Genomic DNA, 20,100 nt, shown 5'->3' with positions numbered 1-20,100 from the left:
CCGCGCTGATAACCGATGGTTATGACCATGGACGTCCATGTGCGGGAACTGCGTTATTTCGTGACCGTGGCCGAGGAGCTGCACTTCACCCGGGCGGCCGAACGGCTGTACGTCTCCCAGCCCGCGCTCAGCAAACAAGTGCGGGCACTGGAGCGGCAGTTGGGCGTGGAGCTGTTCCGCCGTGCGCCACAGGGCGTGACGCTCACCGAGGCCGGAACGGCACTGCTTCCGCACGCCCGGCAGGTACTGGCGGCCTGGTCCCAGGGTGCGGCGGCGATGGAGGCCGCCCGGGCCGCGGCGCGCGGCACCCTGGTCGTCGGCATGAGCACCAGCCCGGGTCGCGGCGGGCTCCTCCCGGCGATCCGCTCCCGCTTCACCGCCGCGCACCCGGACGCCGTCCTGCGGCTGCGTCAGGTGAGCTGGGAGGACCCGACGGCGGGCCTCGCGGACGGTGACACGGACGTGGCCTTCGTCTGGCTGCCCCTGCCCGACGCCGACCGTTACGCCTGGACGGTGGTCGCCGAGGAACCCCGGCTGGTCGCCCTCCCGGAGGGCCACCCCCTCGCCTCCCGACCGGAGATCGACTTCACGGACCTGCTCGACGAGCCGTTCCTCGCCCTGCCGGCCGAGGCGGGGCCGTTGCGGGAGCACTGGCTGGCGCTGGCGGAGCGGGGCGGCCGGGAGCCGCGCGTCGGGGCCGATGTCGCGAGCACGGAGGAGACGTACGAGGCGCTGGTCGCGGGGCTCGGCGTCTGCCTGGTGGCGGCGGGCAACGCTCCGTTGATCACGCTCGGCGGGGTGGTGACCCGGCCGGTACGGGGGCTTTCGCCGAGTCGTTACGCGCTGGCCTGGCGCAGGCAGGACGAGGGGCGGTCGCTGGTGCGGGGTTACGCGGAGGCGTGCCGGAAGGTCGCCGACGAGTGATTCCCCGCTCCTGAGCTTCGGCCCCACGTCGGTCGGTTCCACCGGCGGACCCGCCTTCTCCCCGTACTCGGCGGCGTTGTCAGTGCCCCCGGCTACTGTGACGGCCACTTGATCGAACGATCACCGGCCGGGGGGCCGGCGAAGGGGAGGGGCCGTGCGGCGCTGGGAGTCTGTCGGGGGAGGGTCGGCCAAGTTCTGGGAGGCGCAGGCCGACGGCGCCGCTGTCACCGTGCGCTACGGCCGCGTCGGCGCCGAGGGCCGTACGCAGGTCAAGGAGCTGGAGTCGGCCGGGGCGGCGCAGCGGTATCTGGCGAAGGTGATCGCCGAGAAGGAGCGCAAGGGGTATCAGGAGGTCGCCCCGTCGGCTCCGGTCGAGGGCGGGGCCGGGGGTGGCGGCGGGGTCGAACTGCCCGACGAGGAGACCTTTGTGATGCCCACCGCCTGGCGCCGGCTGGTGTACCCGAGGCGGGGCGGGATCCGGCGGACCGTCGGTGAGCCGCACCCCGAGGCCGAGGAGCTGATCGCCCGCCGGCTGAAGGAGGAGGCGGACTGGGTCGAGGAGGTGCTCGGCGCGCCCAAGAGCGACCCCCGGATCGTCGACGCGGCCCGCGCGCATCTGAAGGGCAGTCCCAGCCCGCTCGGTGCCGCCGCCCTGGCGGCGATCAGCATGCATTACCAACTCCCCGACGGTGTCTTCGTGGACGCCTGGGTCCGCGCCCACAGTTTGGCGTTCGCCGCGCGCGCGGTGGTGGAGTACTTCGACGTCGAGGCGCACTGGATGCAGTACGGCGGGCATCGCCAGGACGCCTGGATCGGCTTCCGTCCCGGCGCCGCCTCCGACGGCGGCCACTGGGCCCGGCCCAAGTTCGCCGACCGCATGCGCGCCCTGCTGACCGTGGCCGACGAGGACGGCTACCAGCAGGCCGTCGCCACGCTGGCGGGATGCAGGGACGGGGCACGCCGCCGCATCGTGGTGTCGTACCTGGTGCCGGGAGAGCGGGAGTGGCTCGCCGAGACCTGTGCGGACGCGGGCGTCATCGACGAGGTTCTGCGGGCGATGCTGCTCTGCTCGCTGAACTCCCCCGCCCAGCTGGAGCACTTCGCGGGCCGGTTCGAACTCGGCTGGAACGACTGGGGGATGCCGCTCGTCGCCACGCTCGCCGAGGGCGTCGGCGCCGGCTTCACACCGGTGCTGGAGCGGGGCATCGACGTCGGATACGGCTCCGACCGGGTGAAGGCGTTCGCGGGCGCGCTGGCGGAGCTGCCGACCGACGACGCCTTTTGGGCCCTGGTGTCCCGTGTCGAGGACAAGCATGTCCGCCCCAACCTGCTGGAGGCGATGCGGCGTTACCCGGTCCGCGCCCTGCGGCTGCTGGGCCGGGCCGCGCTCGGCACCGCCACATACGCGTCGATGACACAGCAGTTGCTGGCCGCACACGTCCAGGCACACCACGACCTGACCGCCACCGTGCTGCCGGACCTGCCCGCCGAGGTGGCCGCCCTGGTGGAGCCGCTGCTCACCCGGGAGGACCGGGTGGCGGAGGCTCCCGCCGAAGCACTGCCCGAGCTGCTGGTCAGCCCGCCGTGGTCGAGGAAGCGCACGGCCCGCAAGGCCCGCGTGGCGGCCGGGGCGCCGGTGGCCCCCGAGCCCAGGGTCGTCTGGCTGCCGGGCGAGCAGGAGGACTGGGCCGGCACCGACTCCTGGTTCGCCAGGTGGCGCGAGAAGTACAGCTGGTCCAAGGAGATCGAGACCCTCCGGACGGGCGGGCAGCTGAAGGACGTCCGGGACGCCCGGCTGTTCGTCGTCGGCGCGCAGGACGTCGTACGGCCGCTGCTGGCCCGCTGTGCCCCGGAGGACTTCTGGGACGGCGAGGCCGCCCTCAAGCCCGTCGCGGCCAAGCACGAGGTGCACGCCCTGCCGCTGCTGCTGCGCGCCGCCGCCCGGCACCCCGCCACGCTGGGGACGCTGATCCTGCCGTATCTGGCCGTCGAAGCCGCCGCGCTGGTGTGCGACTGGCTGGCCCGGCTCAAGTCCGCCGACGCCACCGCCCGCGCCTGGCTGACCCGGCACGGTCCGGCGGCCGTACCCGTTCTCATCCCGCACGCGGTGGGCAAGGCCGGCACGGCGCGGCGCGGCGCCGAGCGGGCGCTGCGGCTGCTGGCGGACACCCATGGCGCCGCGGCGGTGCTGGCGGCGGCTGCCGGGTCGGGACAGGAGGCCGTGGGCATCGTGGAGGAACTGCTGTCAGCCGATCCGCTGGAGAGTGCGCTGCCGGCGCGGATGCCGGTGGTCGGCGCCTGGGCCGAGCCCTCGCTGCTGCCGCAGATCCTGCTGAAGGAAGGCGGCGCGCTGCCCGCCGACGCGGTACGGCACGCCCTGACCCTGCTGGCGCTGTCCAAGCCCGGCGAGGTCTACCCCGGCCTCGACGTGCTGAGCGAGCACTGCACCGCCGACTCACTGGCCGCCTTCGCCTGGGGCCTGTTCGAGCAGTGGCGGCTCGCCGGGATGCCCCCGAAGGAGAGCTGGGCGCTGCACGCGCTGGGCTGGTTCGGGGACGACGAGAGCGTGCGGCGTCTCACCCCCGTGCTGCGCGCCTGGCCCGGTGAGGGCGCGCACCACCGGGCGGTGGAGGGGCTGAACGTCCTCGCGGCGATCGGCACCGACGTGGCGCTGCTGCATCTGCACGGCATCGCCCAGCGGGTGCCGTTCAAGGCCCTGAAGGTCCACGCCCAGGAGAAGATCGCCGAGGTCGCCGAGGGTCTGGGCCTGACGGCGGAGCAGCTGGGCGACCGTCTCGTCCCCGACTTCGGCCTCGACGCGCACGGCAGCACGGTCATCGACTACGGCACGCGGCAGTTCATCGTCGGCTTCGACGAGCAGCTGCGCCCCTACGTCCGTGACGCCGACGGCAAGCCCCGCAAGGCGCTGCCCGCCCCCGCCGCCAAGGACGACCCGGAGCTCGCGCCGGCCGAGCGCAAGCGGTTCGCGGCGCTGAAGAAGGACGTCCGCACCGTCGCCGGTGACCAGGTGCGGCGCCTGGAGGCGGCGATGGTCCGCGGACGCTCCTGGACGGCCCAGGAGTTCCGGGAGCTGTTCGTGGCGCATCCGCTGCTGTGGCATCTGGTGCGGCGCCTGGTCTGGCTCAGCGAGGTGGACGGCGAGGTGACGGCGTTCCGGGTGGCCCAGGACCGTACGTTCGCGGACGTCGAGGACGACGAGCTGACCCTGCCCGACACGGCGAGCGTCCGGGTGGCCCATCCGCTGCATCTGGGCGAGGACCTCGGCGCCTGGTCGGAGCTGTTCGCGGACTACGAGATCCTTCAGCCGTTCCCCCAGCTGGGCCGGGCCGTGCACGCGCTCACCGAGGAGGAGACCGCGGGCCACCGACTGGCCCGGTTCGAGGGCGCTACGGTGCCGGTCGGCAAGCTGCTCGGGCTCACCAAGCGCGGCTGGGAGCGGGGTGAGCCGCAGGACGCGGGCGTGGAGCGCTGGTTCCACCGGCGTATCGACGAGGACCAGTACCTGGTGATCGACCTCGACCCGGGCATCGCCGTCGGTGTCGTCGAGCTGCTGGGCGACCAGACGTTCCGGGCCGTCTGGCTCGACACCCGTCCCGACGACTACTACGAGCGCAACCGCCGGTTCCCGCACCGCTTCGGCGGCCTCGACCCGGTCACCGCCTCCGAGATCCTGGCCGACCTCACCGAGGTGACCGCGAAGTGACCGCGCTCACCCACCGCGCACGAGTGGCGCCCCCTCACCACAACAAGCCCCCGCACGCCCGCCCCATAAGGGGTAATTCCCCGCGCCCTGGGCCCCCCGCCGTCCCTCCCTCCCCCATCGTCGACCCGTGACGAAGCCCCACCTCCCCCACCTCACCGCCCCCCACCTCATCGCCCCGCTGCTGGCCGCCGCCCTCCTCCTCCCCCTCCCCCTCCTCCCTGCGCAGAGCGCCCACGCCACCCCTCGCTCCACCCCCCACTCCCCGAGCGTGGACACGGACACGGGCGCCCACTCCGACTGCTCGGCCCCCGGCTGGACCCCGGCCGCCACCCGCATCGATCCGAAGGACGCCCACCACCCCTACGTCGGCAACGGCTACCTCGCCACCCGTGTCCCGCCCGCCGGCGCCGGCTACGCGGCCCCCGGCGAGAAGACCGGCTGGCCGCTGTACACCCCGCGCTACGACGGCACGTTCGTCTCCGGCCTCTACGGCCGGGGCCCCGAGCACACCGCGGGTCGCGAGGCCCGGGCCGCGCTGCCCGGCTGGACCGGCCTCGACGTCACGGCCGGTGGCGAGACCTATGGCGCCGCGAGCCGTGTCACCGGCTACCGTCAGGCCCTCTCCCTGCGCTGCGGCCTCGTGCGCACCACCCTCACCTGGACCGCCCCCGACGGCCGCCGCACGGACCTCGTATACGACGTCCTGGCCTCCCGCGACGACCCGCACACCGGCGCCGTCCGCCTGCGTGTCACCCCGCACTGGGACGGCGAACTCACCCTCACCGACCGCCTCGACGGCCGCGGTGCCCGTCGCGTCACCCCGACCGGAGCGGGGCCGGTCGACGCGCGCACGATCGCCGTGGGATTCCGCACCGACGGCACCCGGGTCGACGCAGCGGTCACGTCCACGCTGGACGCGCCGCCCGGGCGACGGCACCGGCAGAGCCGTACGGCGAAGACGTTGAGCGCGCGGCAGGCGGTGACCGTCCCGGTGCGCGCCGGACGCACGTACACCGCGACGAAGTACGTCGGTGTCGACACCGCCCTCACCTCCCGCGATCCCGGCCGCACCGCCCGCACGGCCGCGCACCGGGCCGCCGGGCGGGGCTGGGCGGCGCTGTTCGCCGCGCACCGGGCCGCCTGGCGTGCCCTGTGGCGGGCCGACATCGAGGTGCCGGGCCACACCGACCTGCAACTGTGGGTGCGTTCGGCGCAGTACGGCCTGCTGTCGTCGCTGCGCGCGGGTGCCCTCGACAGCATCGCGCCGACCGGGCTGACCAGCGACGACTACGCGGGCATGGTCTTCTGGGACGCGGAGACATGGATGTTCCCGCCGCTGCTGGCCACCCGGCCCGAACTCGCCCGCCCGGTCCTGGAGTACCGCCACCGCACCCGCGCGGCTGCCGCCGACAACGCCGCGCGGACATCCGTGGACGGCCTGTTCTTCCCGTGGACGAGCGCGAGCCGCGGCCGGCTGTGGAAGGAGTGCCAGAGCTGGCGGCCCCCGCACTGCGTCACCCAGAACCACCTCCAGGGCGACATCGCGCTGGCCGCCTGGCAGTACTACCTGTCCACCGGCGACCGGGCCTGGCTGCGCGAACGGGGCCGGCCGCTGCTGGACGGGATCGCGCGCTACTGGGCCTCGCGGGTGACGCGGAACCCGGACGGCTCGTACTCCATCAGGGAGGTGGCCGGTCCCGACGAGTACAGCAACGGCGTCACCGACGGCGCCTACACCAACGCCGTCGCCGCCACCGCCCTGCGCGCCGCGGCCGACGCCGCCCGCGAACTGGGCAGGCCCGCACCGGCCGACTGGCGGCGCATCGCCGGGCGCCTGCGCATCCCGTACGACGCCGAGCGCAAGGTCTTCCTCCAGTACGACGGGTACGACGGCGCCCCGATCAAGCAGGCCGACACCGTGCTGCTGGTGTATCCGCTGGAGTGGCCGATGCCGCCCGGCGCGGCTGCCGCCACGCTCGAGCACTACACCGCGCGCACCGACCCGGACGGCCCGGCCATGACCGACTCCGTGCACGCGATCGCCGCCGCCGCGACCGGTGAGCCGGGCTGCGCGGCGTACACCTTCCTGCGGCGGGCCCATCAGCCGTTCGCGCGGGGCCCGTTCGCGTTGTTCTCGGAGTCGCGTGGTGAGAAGCCGGGGGCCGCCGACCCGCTGGCGGGCGCCCCGGCGCAGGACTTCCTCACCGGCAAGGGCGGCTTCCTCCAGGTCTTCACGCACGGCCTGACCGGCCTGCGGCTGCGCCCCGACGCCCTGCGCCTCGACCCGACCCTGCCGCCCCAACTGGACGACGGAGTGCGGGTGTCGGGGCTGCGGTGGCGCGGTCGGACGTACGACATCGCGATCGGGCCCGAGATCACCACGGTCCGGCTCCGCTCGGGTGCCCCGATCCCCCTGGACACCCCCGAGGGCCGCTACACGCTGGCCGGCACGGTCACCCTGAAGACCCGGCGTCCCGACCTCGTCCCCACCCCCGACCTGGCCCGTTGCCGGCCGGTGACGGCGACCTCCGCCGAGCCGGGGTCGTATGCGGAGGCGGCCGTGGACGGCAGCGCGGCCACCGTCTGGTCCCCGTCCGCCGAGCGCGCCTCCCTCACGGTCGACCTGGGCCGTGCGGTGTCCGTCGGGACGGTACGGCCCACGTGGGTGAAGCGGCCGGAGTCGTACGCCGTCGAGGTGTCCGTGGACGGGCGCACCTGGCGGCGGGCGGACGGCGACGGGGCGCGGTTCGTGCGGGTGCGCGTGCGCGGGGAGGCCGAACTGGCCGGACTCGACGTTCGCACATGAGCGCGGGAGCGCGCGGCATGGGCGGCGTGCGGGTCACCCTGGCTTGACAACTCGGGTGCACGTGGCGCTCGTTGCCATACCGTGGGCATATGGCGCTGCATCACCACAGTGACAATCCGTGGCGGGTGAGGGTGGACGACGAGGACGGCACGCCCTGTGGCGCCGGGGTACTCCTCGACGACCGCCATGTGCTCACGTGCGCGCATGTCGTCCGGTACGCGGGCGGAGGGCCCACGGACGGGGGCGGTGCCGGGGGCGGGAATGGGCGTGGCTCGGGTCATGTGCGCGTCAGCAGCGTGGCGTGCCGTCCGGAGTGGAGCCGTGTCGCGCGGGTGGCACCGGGGACATGGGTGCATGAGAACGGCACCCAGCGCGGTGACGTGGCACTGCTCGAACTCGACGAACCGGCCCGGTGCGGCACCCGGACCACGCTGTGGAAGGTGCCCATCTCCGGCGGCACGGTGCGGGTGTACGGCTTTCCCGAGGCGGACCCGGCCGGCATGGGCTCGGACGCCCGGCTGGCGGGGTCCGGTGGCCGGCAGGGCGAGTGGGGGCTGCTGAAGCGGGTGCGCGAGGGCGATCCATGGATCAAGCCGGGGTACTCGGGCGCCGGGGTGATGGCGCTGGGCGGCGAGTTCGACGGACGCGTCATCGGCATCGTGGTCGCCGACTACGTCGACGGCGAGGCGAAGGCGGCCTGGATGCTGCCGACCGAGACGGTGCTGACGTATCTGCCCCGGATCGGGGAGCTGGGCTTCACCGACGGCGACCCCACCGACGAACTGGGGCGCACCCGGGGCGAGTTGGCGGACGACGTGCTGCGCGATCCGCTGCGGCTCGCCCTGACGCAGGAGCTGACCCGGCTGCTCGACAGCGGCCGGCCCGGCACCGTCGTCGTCGGCACCGGCGGCACGACCGCGGTGGGCGACTCGTGGCTGGTGCGCCTGGTGCGTACGGCCGACCCCGCGGCCCGGGCCACCGTCTCCGACGCGGAGCTGACCGGTGCGCCCGGTGACACGGTGCTCGGGCTCGGCTCCATCGACGCGGCCTACGACGCGCGCGGCCGGTCGGTGGCCGACGTGTGCGGCTATCTCGCGCGCCGGTTCGGGCTGCCGGGCGGGGATGCCGGGGCGGTCGCGAGGCAACTGCTGCGCCGCAGGCCGCCCGCCTGTCTGGTGGTGGGCGGGGTCGACCGGGCGCGGGATCCGGTGGCCCTGGTGGAGGAGCTGCTCCGGCCGCTGGCGGGCCGGGCCCGGTCGCGGGGGCTGCGGCTCGTCCTCGGCTTCGAGGGCACGCCGCCGGACGGCCTCGCCCCTGATGTGTCCCTCGACCCGGAACCGATCCGCGGGCCCGCCGCAGGGGGCGTGAGCGCCGCTCGGGTCCAGGAAGTCGTCGGCCTGCTCGCGGCCGAGGAGGACGCGGCGATGACGCTGGAACAGGAGTGGGGCGTACGGTTCTTCGCCGCGCCCCGGCTGCCACCGCGCGCCGCGCCCCGGCTGCGGGTCCGGCTGGCCGTCGCCCGGGCCGCGGCGCCGAGCCCCGAACTCACCGCCGTGCACGACCAGGCCGTCGCGGCCCGCGCCGCCGTGGCCCGCTTCGACCGCGACCTGCGCCGGATGGCCGCCGCCCACGAGGACCTCGCCTCGATCCTGGAGCTGCACCGGGTACGGGCCGCCCGGTACTTCGGTGACGAGGACCGGCGCCTCGCCGAACTGCACGCCCCCGCCGCCCGCGCCCTGCGGATCGTGCCGATCGACCTCACGACGGCCCGCGACTCGGTCGCCCGGTACACCGCCGAGGTCAACCGGCGCATCGAGGAGCGCTGACTCCGTGGGCGGACCGCGACCACCCCGCTCGGGAGCCGCGGAACACCCCGCCCTCGCCCTCGCCCACACCCCCGACTCCCGATCGCCCACACCCCCGACCCCCGATGTCCTCGAAGTCCTCGAAGTCCCCGAAGTCCCCGAAGTCCCCGAAGTCCCGTCCCCCCGAAGTGCGGAGAGGCTGAACACCATGCGGAGCTGTAATCGGCCCGACTGCGGGCGTGGTGAGATCGACGCCCAGGGGTTCTGTGACGCCTGCGACCGAAGGCCCTTGCCGCGGGATCGCGCGGACGCGGTGATCCGGGTTCCCGAGCCGGTGCGGGGGGCGGGCGTCGGCGTGGCGCATGTGCGGCCGGATCCCTGGTACGGGCTCGGGCTGGTCGACTCCGATCAGGGGCCCGAGGTCCCGGAGCCGACGGCCAGACCGGCGGAACCGGTCCCCGAGGAGCACCGCGTCTGCGCCGACCCCGCCTGCGGCCGGCCGGTCGGCCGTGGCGCGGCCGGCGAACCGGGCCGGATCAAGGGCTTCTGCCCCGCCTGTGGCACCGGCTTCGACTTCGGCCGGCCCAGCGGCCTCACCATCGCCGAGCGCTACGACGTCGAACGCGTCCTCGGCCAGGGGGCGTACGGCGCGGCCTACCTCGCGCACGACCGCAACCTCGCCACCCATGTCGTACTCAAGGCCCTGAACAGGTCGGTCGCCAGGACCGCGCTGCACGAGCGGGACGTGCTGGTGGGACTGCGGCACGACAGCATCGTCCGCATCCTCGGCTATGAACACCAAGGGCCCCATCTGGTCCTGGAGTACGTGCCCGGCGTCCCCCTCACCGCGGGCGACGGCGACCGGCTCGAAGCGCTCCTCGCGCACGGCATCCGCATCCTCCAGGCCCTCGACTATCTGCACGAACGGGGCCTGCTGCACTGCGATGTGAAACCCCTGAACATCATCCGCTACCGGGAGCAGAGCCCGGCCGGCACGCTGGACCGGGTCCGGCTGATCGACTTCGGCGCGGTGCGCAGCCAGAAGGACACCGGACCGATCGTGGCGCACACCCCCGCGTTCGCGCCCCCCGAAGGCGATCCGGAACATCGCCGGCCCACGCCGGGCTTCGACCTCTACTCCCTGGGCATGACCCTGCGCGAGGTGTGCCGTTCGCGCTGGACCGACCGTTCGGCGCCGGGTGTCGACTCGCTGCATCTGCTGCTGGACCGCGCCACGGACACCATCCAGCCGTGGCGGCGCTTCGTGTCGGCCCGCCAGTTCGCGGAACAGCTCAGCGGCGTCATACGGCAGGTCGTCGCGGCACCGCCGATCAGCCGTCAGGTGGCCCGGCCCTCCGCCCTGTTCGGCTCGATGCCGGAGTCGCTGCACGGCGGCCTGGGTGCGGCCCGGCCGCTCGCCCACTGGGTCGAGGCACGCCCCGCCGAGGACGCGACGCTGACGATGAGCCCGCCGTTCTCCTCCCCCGGGGCCGGCGACATCGCCGCCGCGCTGCCGGCGCCGCTGTCCGACCCCGATGCCCCGAACCTCGCCGGGGAGACAGGACGCGCCCTGGCCGAGAGCCGGCTCGCCCTGCGCCGCAGGGACCCCGAGCTCGCCGAGCGGGCGCTGGCGGCGGCGGGTCTGCCCGACTGGCACTGGCTGCACGCCTGGTACTCCGGCCTGATCGCGCTGGCCCGTGCGGACGCGCGGCGGGCCAACTCGGCTTTCCTCCAGGTGCGCAGGGCCGTGCCCGGCGAGTTGATACCGCACCTGGCCCTCGGTCTGTGCGCCGAGCTCAGCGGTGACCTCGACACCGCCCGCTCGCACTTCGGCGCCGTCTTCGACACGACCCCCGCGCTCGGCACGGCCGGCTTCGGGCTGGCCCGTGTCCATCTGCTGGCCGGCGAGCGCACCGCGGCGGTGGGCACGGCCGTACGCCTGGCTCAGGAGTTCCGCTACGAACGGGAGGCGCGTGTGGCGGCCGTCCGGCTGAGTGTCATGGTTCTCGACGAATCCGCCCAGCCGGCGCCCACCGCGGACGATCTGGAACGGGCCGAGGCGGGTCTGGCCGGGCTCGAGGTGGACCGGGCGGCGAGGGCGGGACTGCGCGCCGAGATCCGGTACGCGCAGTTCCTGCACCACCGCGACCGCGAGCAACTCTCCGATGCCGTACGGGAACTCGGTCCGCATGCACCCACCGAGCGTGACTACGTCGCACTGGTGGACCTGGCGAACCGGCTGCGTCCCCCGCTTCGGTGGGCAGGGGTGTGGCGGCGTACCAGAACGGGTCATTCCCGTTTCGGCGGAACACCCCGGACGCTAAGCTCCTGATACGCCAAGTAGCGGACGCATCGACGCTCCGTGAGGAACCTGTAGCGACACGATCGGGTGGTGCCGGTGGGGGACAGGTCGCCCTTGGGGCTCAGCTTTGCCCTGGAAGTGGACGCACCCTCGGATCTGGCCCACGACGAACAGCGTGCCGACGCCCTCGTCACCGTCACGGCACACTCCGCCGCGGACGCGGCGCCGGACCCGCCGGGCGCCGAGATCCTCATCATGGACCGGTCGTTGTCCATGTACGGGCGCAAGCTGGACGAGGCGAAACGCGCGATGTGCGCGGCCATCGACACCCTGCGGGACGGCACCCTCCTGGCCATCGTCGCCGGTCACCACGAGGCGGAGGTGATCTTCCCGGCCTCCGGCGGTCTGGCCAGGGTCGACGCCGCGACGCGACAGGACGCCAAGCTGCGGGTCGTCGGCCAGCTCGCCGAGGGCGGCACGGCGATCGGCGAGTGGCTGATCTGCGCGCGCCGGCTGTTCGCGGCTCTGGACTCCCCCGGCACCGTGCGTCACGCCGTGCTCTACACGGACGGCAAGGACGAGCACGAGACCTACGACCGGCTCGGCGAGGCCCTCACGGCCTGCACGGACCAGTTCGTCTGTGACGCCCGCGGCCTGGGCGACGACTGGCACTACGCCGAACTGCTGCGCATCACCGAGGCGCTGCACGGCACCGCCGAGGCCGTGGTCACCATCTCCGACCTCACCGAGGACTTCACCCGGCTGATGCGGCAGGCGCAGCGCATCGTCGTTCCGCGCGTCTATCTGGGGCTGCGTCTCAACGACCGCTTCGAGCTCGCCTTCGTACGCCAGACCCGCCCCGTCGATGCCGAACTGACGGCCCGGCAATCCCACGGCGACGAGACTCATGTTCCCCTGGGCGCCTGGCCCCCCGAGTCCCGCCAGTACCAGGTCTCCCTGCGCTTCGACCCACGGTCCCTGACCGTCGACGAGGACTTGCGTGCCGCCCGCATCACCCTGCACGCCGAACGCCCCGACGGCAGCCGCGGCCCGTGCTCGGACACGGCGGCCATGGTCGTACGGCGCCGCTCGACACCCGGCTTCGGCATCCCCCGCTCGGCCGACCTCACCCGGGTGGAGAACGAACGCGAACTCGGGATGGCCATGCGCGCCTGCGCCGACGCCCGGTTACGCGGCGACCTGGACCGGGCCGACCACGAACTGCGCCTCGCGACCGGCCTCGCGGAGGATCTTCAGGACGCTCTCCGGCTGCGCCTGTTGCGCGCGGTGGCGACGACCGGGCCCGACGGACGACTGCGGATGCGACGCGACGTCTCCCGAGCGGAGCTCCAGAGGATAGGTGTCGACTCGACGAAGACGGTGGCTCCTGTGTGGGGAGGACCGACGGGACCGTCGGGGCCGATGGAGCCCATGGACGCGGTGCCACCAGCCGCCCCGGCCGCCCCGGCCGCCCCGCCGACCGAGATCTGGTCGCCACCACGCACCTGCCCGCACTGCGCGACCGTGTCGGCGTCGCCGTCAGCCAAGTACTGCGAGGAGTGCGGGCATCGGCTGGGAGACGGCGCGCCGGATGATGCGCCGGTGGACGCCTCATGAAGGTGGGGACACGGGCCTTCTGGACCGGACTGCGCGCCACCCACCCCATCGTGGTGCTGCGGTGGTTGAGAGCGGGGCTGCTGGCGATCGTGGCCCTGACCGCGCTGCTGTACGTCGTGGTCGCCAACCGCACGGGCGACCAGGCCGATGCCGCCAGGCGGACCGACATCGCCGTCCGTCAGCTGGAGGCCGCGCGGGCGTCCGCCGGCGAGGCGAACAAGGCGCTCGCCGACGCCATCGGCACCAGGGCGGAGAACCTGATCGGCCCCGGCGCGGACTTCGCAAACCGTATCGCCCAGGTCGGCACCCTGCTCACCTCCGCGGCCGAGGGCAACGCGGATGCCGAACAGGGGCTGCGTCAGTTCCAGTTCGTCGAGGGCCAGTTGAACACATGTGTACAGCTGGCCAACCGGATGGTGAGCGAAGGTCCGTCGTGCATGTCGGCGAAGCATGCGGTGGTGGCCGCCGAGAAGGAGCAGGACGGGACGGCCGAGGTCCCGTTCACGGGCGGTCTCATCCAGTCGCTCCAGGACCTGGAGACGATCCAGGGGGCTGCCGTCGCACAGCAGCGCGGGGCCCACTGGCTGAACCCCGCCCTGCTCTGGCCGCTGCTCATCGTCCCGGTGGCGGTCATGCTGCTGCTGGTCTGCGCCACCTGCCGGGTTGTCGCCCGCCACTTCCGGCAGTACCCGAGCCCCGCGCTCGGTCTGGCTTGGCTGCTGACCGCGTCCGTCGCCGTCACCACCTGCTTGCTGTGCCGCAGCGGCGACGCCGACGAATGGGTCATGGCGATCATGCTGCCGCTGCTCGTCGCCGCCGGGGCGCTCACCTACCTGGCCTTCAGACCCCGTATCGCCGAGTACAGGTTCCCTCGCCCATGACAAGACTGACGGCACCGCTGGTGCGCTGCGCTCTGGTTCTCGGTCTGCTGCTGGCAGCGGTCGGCTGCGGTAAAGCCGCGAAGGACCAGGTGACGATCATGGTCCCCTGGACCGAGACCGAGTTCCAGGCCTTCTACGCGGTCATCAACGACTTCGAGGACCGCTACCCGGCCATCGACGTCGTACCGCAGGTGACCCGCGACCTCACACCTCAGCTCGACGCCGCGGTGGCCGCGAAAGCGGCGCCCGACCTGGCCGTGCTGGCGAGCGTGGGAGCGATCACCAAGTTCCGCAACGACAAGGTCCTCGAGGACCTCGAGGTCGGCACCGCCGCGTTCATACGGCCTTTTCGCGACCTGGCCATGCACCGCGGAGACGTCTATGCGGTCCCCGTGAAGGCCGACGTCAAGAGCCTGGTCTGGTACGACCCGAAGGTGGTCGTGCCGGCCCCGCCCAGCACCTGGCCCGCCCTGGTCGCCGACCCTGAGCCCTGGTGTCTCGGCCTGGCGTCCGGGCCGACCTCCGGCTGGCCGGGCGCGGACTGGATCGCCGACATCCTGCTCGCCGAAGAGGGGATCACCACGTACAAGGACTGGGCCTCGGGCGCCAGAGAGTGGTCTTCGGATCCGGTCGCACGGGCCTGGTCCATGTGGCACGACGTCATCGAGGAGAGCGACCGCTCCCAGGCGTCGACCCTCAAGTTCAGCAAGGCGTCCAAGGGCATGGCCGACAGCACCTGTTCACTGAGCCACGGCGCACTGTCCGCGATGGACTTCGCTCCGGGCAAGGAGGAGAAGTACACGTACGCGCGGCCTCGGGAAGGCCAACCCCTGGAGGTCTCAGCGGACTTCGTCGGACAGTTCACCACCAGCGAGCACGCGACCACCCTGATCAAGTACCTGGCCACCGCGAAGGCCCAGCAGATCTGGGTGGACCAGCCCGGCTTCGCGCTCTCGCCGCACAAGAAGGTGATCTACCCCGATCCCGACTCCGCCGAGGCCCGCACGGCCCAACTCCTCCGCTCGGGCCACCCCCTGTGCTTCAGCGCCGCCGACGCCATGGACCCCGATGTGTCCGCCGCGTTCTACCGGGCCGTCCTGGAGTACGTGAAGGGCGGGGAGCTGCGCCCGCTTCTGGAGTCCCTGGACAGAGTCCAGGAGAGGCTGGGAAACGACGACTCCCCTCCCTCCGCCCCGCTCTGCGGCCCCCCGAACCGCCCCTGACCCGCCCCCTCTCACCTCCCGGGAGCCTCCGTGCCCGACGCAGTCCAGTTCACCCTCTCCGACGGCACCGTCGTCCTCGTCGCCCCGCCGGCCCGCGCCGGCACCGGGGCGGTCGGCCTGGGCACGCGGCTGGAGAGCGCGGGCAGAAGCCTGCGGGAAGCGCTGACGCCGATCACCACGGCCGCCTCCGAGGTGATCGGCCAGTTCCGCAACGTCGCCCAGCGCCCCGACGAGGTACAGGTCACCTTCGGCGTGGTCCTGGACGGCAAACTCGGCGCGGTCCTGGCCAGCGCCAACGCCAGCGCCCACCTGGACGTCACCCTCAGCTGGAGCGCCACGAACCCACCGCCCACTGATCCGCAGCCCGCGGCTCTCCCGCCCACTGATCCACAGCCCACGGCCCCACAGCCCACGGCCCCACACCCCACGGATCCACGCCCCACGGCCCCACCGTCCCCGCCACCGTCCTGAGCACGCCCCCGGACGAACAAACCGCAGCACTCCCACCCCGCCCCCTCTACGATCAAGACACCCGTGATCGCGAAGAGGAGGCTCAACAGCCGTGACGGACGAGCGAGTTGTCATCGTGACCGGTGCCGGGTCGGGCATCGGCGCGGCCACCGCCGAGCTCCTGCGCGAGGAGGGGCACCAGGTGATCGCCTCGGGGCGTCGGACCGAACCCCTGCGGCGCCTGGAGCGGGAGACCGGCGCACTGGCACATCCGTCCGACGTCGGCGACCCGGCCTCCGCCGAGGGCCTCGTCCGCACCGCCCTCGCCGCCCACGGCCGCATCGACGGCCTCGTGCTCAACGCGGGCATAGGACGCGGTGGCACGGTCGGGGACCTGTCGCTGACCGACTGGGACGACGTCATCCGCACCAACGTCACCGGCCCGCTGCTGCTCCTGCGCGCGGCGATCCCGCATCTGCTCCGGTCACGGGGAGCCGTGGTGGCCGTCGCCTCGGTCTCCGCCCTGCGCAACGGCCGGGCGAACGCGCCGTACGCCGCGTCCAAGGCCGCCCTGCTCCAGCTGTGCCGCTCCGTGGCCGTCGACCACGGACGCGAGGGCGTGCGCGCCAACGTCGTGTGCCCCAGCTGGGTGCGGACCGAGATGGCCGACCGCCGCATGGCACGCTTCGCCCAGGAAGCGGCCCTGAAGGACGGCAGCGTGGACTCCGCCTACGAGGAGGCGACCAGACTCCTGCCCATGGGCCGCCCGGGCGAGCCCCGGGAAGTCGCCCGGGCCATCAGCTGGTTGCTGTCCCCGGCGGCGTCCTTCGTCAACGGCGCGGTACTCCCCGTCGACGGCGGAGCGACGGCCCTGGACCCGGGAACGCTCGCCTTCGACTTCCACATCGAGCCTCGATGACGAGGGAGCCGACTCCGAGGTGCTGCGCAAGTACCAGGAATGGGAAGAGCGCGAGATCAACCGGATCATCGACGAGCGCATGGCCGATCCGGCCCCCGGCGTCCCGATCGAGGACATCATGAGGGAGACGCTGGCGCGCAGTGAGTGCGTGCCGCGCCGTCTTCCGCCCGCGGCCCAGACCGAGCTTCGGAAGATTCCGCGCGACATGGCACTGCGCATCCTGGCCAAGCTGACCGAGCTGGAGAGCGATCCCCTCGCCTTCAACACCATCCAGCACGGTGACGACGAAGGGGTCGGCCCCATCAGGAGCCGACCCCTTCTGACCTGCATGCTTGACGATCATCTAGCATGCAGTAGCAGATCGATCACACGTTGAAGCGGAACTCCACCACGTCCCCGTCCTGCATGACGTAGTCCTTGCCCTCCATCCGCGCCTTCCCCTTGGCGCGGGCCTCCGCCACCGACCCCGTCTCCACCAGGTCGGCGAAGGAGATGACCTCGGCCTTGATGAAGCCCTTCTGGAAGTCGGTGTGGATGACTCCGGCGGCCTCGGGGGCGGTGGCGCCCTTCTTGATGGTCCAGGCTCGGGATTCCTTGGGGCCGGCCGTGAGGTAGGTCTGCAGGCCCAGGGTGTTGAAGCCGACGTGGGCGAGGGTGGCGAGGCCGGGCTCCTCCTGGCCGACGGACTGTAGGAGTTCGAGGGCCTCGTCCTCGTCGAGCTCGGCGAGGTCCGCCTCCAGCTTGGCGTTCAGGAAGATCGCCTCTGCGGGGGCGACCAGGGCGCGCTGCTCGTTCTTGAAGGCTTCGTCGGTCAGCTCGTCCTCGTCGACGTTGAAGACGTAGAGGAACGGCTTCGTGGTGAGGAGGTGCAGGTCGTGCAGGAGCTCGTTGCGCTCGGTGCCCTGGACGATGCCGTGGGCGAAGAGGGTGTCGCCCTTCTCCAGGATCTCCTTGGCCTCCTCGACGGCCTTGACCTTGGGCGCGATGTCCTTCTTGATCCGCGACTCCTTCTGGAGCCGGGGCAGGACCTTCTCGATCGTCTGGAGGTCGGCGAGGATCAGCTCGGTGTTGATCGTCTCGATGTCGTCCTTGGGCGAGACCTTGCCGTCGACGTGGACGACGTTCTCGTCCTTGAAAGCGCGGATGACCTGGCAGATCGCGTCGGACTCGCGGATGTTCGCGAGGAACTTGTTGCCCAGGCCCTCGCCCTCGGAGGCGCCGCGCACGATGCCGGCGATGTCGACGAAGTCGACGGTCGCGGGCAGGACGCGCTGCGAGGAGAAGATCTCGGCCAACTTGGTCAGGCGCGGGTCGGGGACGCCCACGACGCCCACGTTCGGCTCGATCGTGGCGAACGGGTAGTTGGCCGCCAGCACGTCGTTCTTGGTCAGGGCGTTGAACAGGGTCGACTTGCCGACATTGGGCAGACCGACGATTCCGATCGTGAGCGACACGTTGCGACTTCCCGTACGTGAGAGGACTTCAGGGGCTGGGCTGGGGCCCGGTCCTTCTTCGATCTTCGATGCAGATGACGCAGATGCACGGGCCGATCCACCAGTCTACGGCGTGCCGGGCCGGGCCCCCGTGCGCTGTCGAACACGTGGCCAAGGTCCGCCCCCGGGCGTGTCTGTGGGGCGATTGAGCACATAAGCCGACCTAAGTTGGTCCAGTGGAGCATCACAGGGCGCGATCTGCCGGGTACGAGTCGCGACGCGGGACGCCACCGCCGTTGCCACCGCAGGCTGCGCGGGGTGGGGACACGCCGGGCAGGGGCGAAGGCGGAGTCGGTCGGGGCGGGGACGCGTCGGGGAGGGGTGGCGGGGGGCTCTCGCGCGGGCAGGGCGGCGGCTCGGGCCGCTCCGCCGGGCAGGCCGAGTCGACGGGGCGGGCCGAGTCGACGGGGCGGGCCGAGTCGACGGGGCGGGCTCAGTCTTCCGGGCAGGGTCAGTCTTCCGGGCGGGCCGGTTCCGGTCAGGGGCCCCGGTCTCCCTGGTCGTCCCGCGGCTTCCGGGCTGCCCGTCCGGCCCGGCCCGCTCCGTCCCGCCGGCCCGTCTCCCAGCGCCGACCCGGTAACGCTCCCGCGGCAGCGGCGGTACGGCACCCCGGGCCGCCACCCGCGCCGCAGGCCGTGCGCCGGTTTCCCAACCCCCGGCTGACCGGGCTGGGCAGCGGGCTGTTCTGCGGGGCCGTGATGCTGCTGCTCGGCTATGTCGACGCGCTGCTGTTCGGGGCGTCGCTCACCCTCTACAGCGTGCTGTTCCTTCCGGTGTGTGCGCTGACCGCGGTCTGGGTGCGCAGGGGGGACCTGATGAGCGCACCCGTGGTCGTGCCGATCGCGTTCGCCGTGGGGCTGATCCCGCCCGCCGACACGGGCGGGGGCCTCGGCGACCATCTGATGGGTCTGGTGACGGCCCTCGCCACACAGGCCGGCTGGCTGTACGGGGGAACGCTGATCACCGGCCTCGTGGTGCTCGTACGCAAAGCCCGCCTGATCGCCCGCAGGGCAGCCGTCCGCCGCCGGCCCATGTGACGTGGCGACGGCATCCGCGAGCGGGCGGACGGCGAGGACACACCGTGCCGTGGTGCCGTCCCTGCGCTCGCCGGCGTCGGCCTACGCCTGAGCCCTCTCCCCCGCCCGCATCGCCGCCCCCACGATCCCCGCGTTGTTCTGCAACTCGGCCGGGACGATCTCCGCCTTGATGCCCTGGATGTGGGGCAGGAACTTGTGGGACTTGCGGCTCACCCCGCCGCCGATGATGAACAGCTCCGGGGAGAAGAGCATCTCGACATGGGCGAGGTACTTCTGGACGCGGCGCGCCCAGTGCTCCCAGGTGAGGTCCTCGTCCTCCTTGGCCTTGCTCGAGGCGCGCTTCTCGGCGTCGTGGCCGTGCAGCTCCAGGTGGCCCAGCTCGGTGTTGGGGACGAGGGTGCCGTCGATGAACAGCGCGCTGCCGATGCCGGTGCCGAAGGTGAGCAGGATCACGGGGCCGCGCCGGTCACGGCCCGCGCCGAAGTGCATCTCGGCGACACCGGCCGCGTCCGCGTCGTTGACCACGGTCACCGGGAGGCCCCCGAGGCGGTCGCGGAACAGGGCGCGCGCGTCGGTGTCGATCCAGCTCTTGTCGACGTTGGCGGCCGTACGGATCGTGGAGCCGTCGGTGACGACGCCGGGGAAGGTGAGCCCGACGGGACCCGTCCAGCCGTAGTTCTCGACGACCTGCCGCACGCCGTCGGCCACTTTGTCGGGCGTGGCCGGGTGCGGGGTGAGCACCTTGAAGCGCTCCTGGGCGAGGTCGCCTCTGTCCAGGTCCACCGGGGCACCCTTGATCCCGGATCCGCCGATGTCCACACCGAAGATCTGCATGGCCCTACGTTACGACGGAGGACTGACAGTCACGACGGCGCCGGTCGGCGCTCATGTCCCTGAGCCGCCGTCCGACTCGCCACGG

Annotated in this window: 13 protein-coding genes and 1 pseudogene; 12 read left to right on the top strand and 2 right to left on the bottom strand. The window is 72.8% G+C overall.

Going from position 1 to position 20,100, the window contains the following annotated elements:
* Window positions 1-15 precede the first annotated feature (15 nt).
* From ACHBTE_RS21280 to ACHBTE_RS21230, 11 genes and pseudogenes are all read left to right on the top strand, one after another.
* Complete coding sequence (locus tag ACHBTE_RS21280) at window positions 16-924, top strand: LysR family transcriptional regulator (RefSeq protein WP_394725581.1); 909 nt, start codon at window positions 16-18, stop codon at window positions 922-924.
* A gap of 154 nt (window positions 925-1,078) precedes the next feature.
* Complete coding sequence (locus ACHBTE_RS21275) at window positions 1,079-4,648, top strand: DUF4132 domain-containing protein (RefSeq protein WP_394725580.1); 3,570 nt, start codon at window positions 1,079-1,081, stop codon at window positions 4,646-4,648.
* A gap of 127 nt (window positions 4,649-4,775) precedes the next feature.
* Window positions 4,776-7,454, top strand: a complete 2,679-nt coding sequence (locus tag ACHBTE_RS21270) for a glycosyl hydrolase family 65 protein (RefSeq protein ID WP_394725579.1) — start codon at window positions 4,776-4,778, stop codon at window positions 7,452-7,454.
* Window positions 7,455-7,543: 89 nt separating this feature from the next.
* Window positions 7,544-9,280, top strand: a complete 1,737-nt coding sequence (locus ACHBTE_RS21265) for a serine protease (protein ID WP_394725578.1) — start codon at window positions 7,544-7,546, stop codon at window positions 9,278-9,280.
* 268 nt (window positions 9,281-9,548) lie between these two features.
* Window positions 9,549-11,591 carry a tetratricopeptide repeat protein gene (locus ACHBTE_RS21260; RefSeq protein ID WP_394725577.1) on the top strand — a complete coding sequence of 681 codons (2,043 nt, stop codon included), beginning with the start codon at window positions 9,549-9,551 and terminating at the stop codon, window positions 11,589-11,591.
* A gap of 108 nt (window positions 11,592-11,699) precedes the next feature.
* Window positions 11,700-13,178 carry a VWA domain-containing protein gene (locus ACHBTE_RS21255; RefSeq protein ID WP_394725576.1) on the top strand — a complete coding sequence of 493 codons (1,479 nt, stop codon included), beginning with the start codon at window positions 11,700-11,702 and terminating at the stop codon, window positions 13,176-13,178.
* Window positions 13,175-14,059, top strand: a complete 885-nt coding sequence (locus ACHBTE_RS21250; protein ID WP_394725575.1) for a hypothetical protein — start codon at window positions 13,175-13,177, stop codon at window positions 14,057-14,059. The genes ACHBTE_RS21255 and ACHBTE_RS21250 overlap by 4 nt, the downstream gene beginning before the upstream one ends.
* Entirely contained in the window at window positions 14,056-15,282 is a 1,227-nt protein-coding gene (locus ACHBTE_RS21245) for an extracellular solute-binding protein (RefSeq protein ID WP_394725574.1), read from the top strand. Before ACHBTE_RS21250 ends, ACHBTE_RS21245 begins: the two co-directional genes overlap by 4 nt.
* Window positions 15,283-15,312: 30 nt before the next feature.
* Complete coding sequence (locus tag ACHBTE_RS21240; RefSeq protein ID WP_394725573.1) at window positions 15,313-15,753, top strand: CU044_2847 family protein; 441 nt, start codon at window positions 15,313-15,315, stop codon at window positions 15,751-15,753.
* A gap of 91 nt (window positions 15,754-15,844) precedes the next feature.
* On the top strand, window positions 15,845-16,651 hold the full coding sequence (locus ACHBTE_RS21235; protein ID WP_394725572.1) for an SDR family NAD(P)-dependent oxidoreductase: 807 nt from the start codon (window positions 15,845-15,847) through the stop codon (window positions 16,649-16,651).
* A 16-nt stretch (window positions 16,652-16,667) separates the two neighbouring features.
* A pseudogene (locus ACHBTE_RS21230) lies at window positions 16,668-16,796 on the top strand (prevent-host-death protein); the annotation flags it as partial.
* 220 nt (window positions 16,797-17,016) lie between these two features.
* Here the strand turns inward: ACHBTE_RS21230 and ychF are convergent.
* Window positions 17,017-18,105: a redox-regulated ATPase YchF gene (gene ychF / locus ACHBTE_RS21225; protein WP_394725571.1), complete on the bottom strand. Its 1,089-nt coding sequence runs from the start codon at window positions 18,103-18,105 to the stop codon at window positions 17,017-17,019.
* Window positions 18,106-18,779: 674 nt separating this feature from the next.
* Here ychF and ACHBTE_RS21220 point away from each other — a divergent pair.
* Window positions 18,780-19,181, top strand: coding sequence for a DUF6542 domain-containing protein (locus tag ACHBTE_RS21220; RefSeq protein WP_394725570.1), 402 nt, complete (start codon window positions 18,780-18,782; stop codon window positions 19,179-19,181).
* Window positions 19,182-19,262: 81 nt separating this feature from the next.
* Here ACHBTE_RS21220 and ppgK read toward each other — a convergent pair whose 3' ends face one another.
* Window positions 19,263-20,015 (bottom strand): polyphosphate--glucose phosphotransferase, encoded by a 753-nt coding sequence (ppgK, locus tag ACHBTE_RS21215; RefSeq protein WP_394725569.1) that lies wholly within the window; start codon window positions 20,013-20,015, stop codon window positions 19,263-19,265.
* Window positions 20,016-20,100: the final 85 nt, after the last annotated feature.

The organism is Streptomyces sp. M41 (genome assembly GCF_043673425.1).
In the GTDB taxonomy this organism is placed as follows: Bacteria; Actinomycetota; Actinomycetes; order Streptomycetales; family Streptomycetaceae; genus Streptomyces.
This window is presented reverse-complemented; position numbering and strand designations above follow the sequence as displayed.

Coding starts and splice junctions, on each gene's coding strand:
- ACHBTE_RS21245 (WP_394725574.1), top strand. CDS start 14,056: ATGACAAGACTGACGGCACCGCTGGTGCGCTGCGCTCTGGTTCTCGGT.
- ACHBTE_RS21280 (WP_394725581.1), top strand. CDS start 16: ATGGTTATGACCATGGACGTCCATGTGCGGGAACTGCGTTATTTCGTG.
- ppgK (WP_394725569.1), bottom strand. CDS start 20,015: ATGCAGATCTTCGGTGTGGACATCGGCGGATCCGGGATCAAGGGTGCC.
- ACHBTE_RS21265 (WP_394725578.1), top strand. CDS start 7,544: ATGGCGCTGCATCACCACAGTGACAATCCGTGGCGGGTGAGGGTGGAC.
- ACHBTE_RS21250 (WP_394725575.1), top strand. CDS start 13,175: ATGAAGGTGGGGACACGGGCCTTCTGGACCGGACTGCGCGCCACCCAC.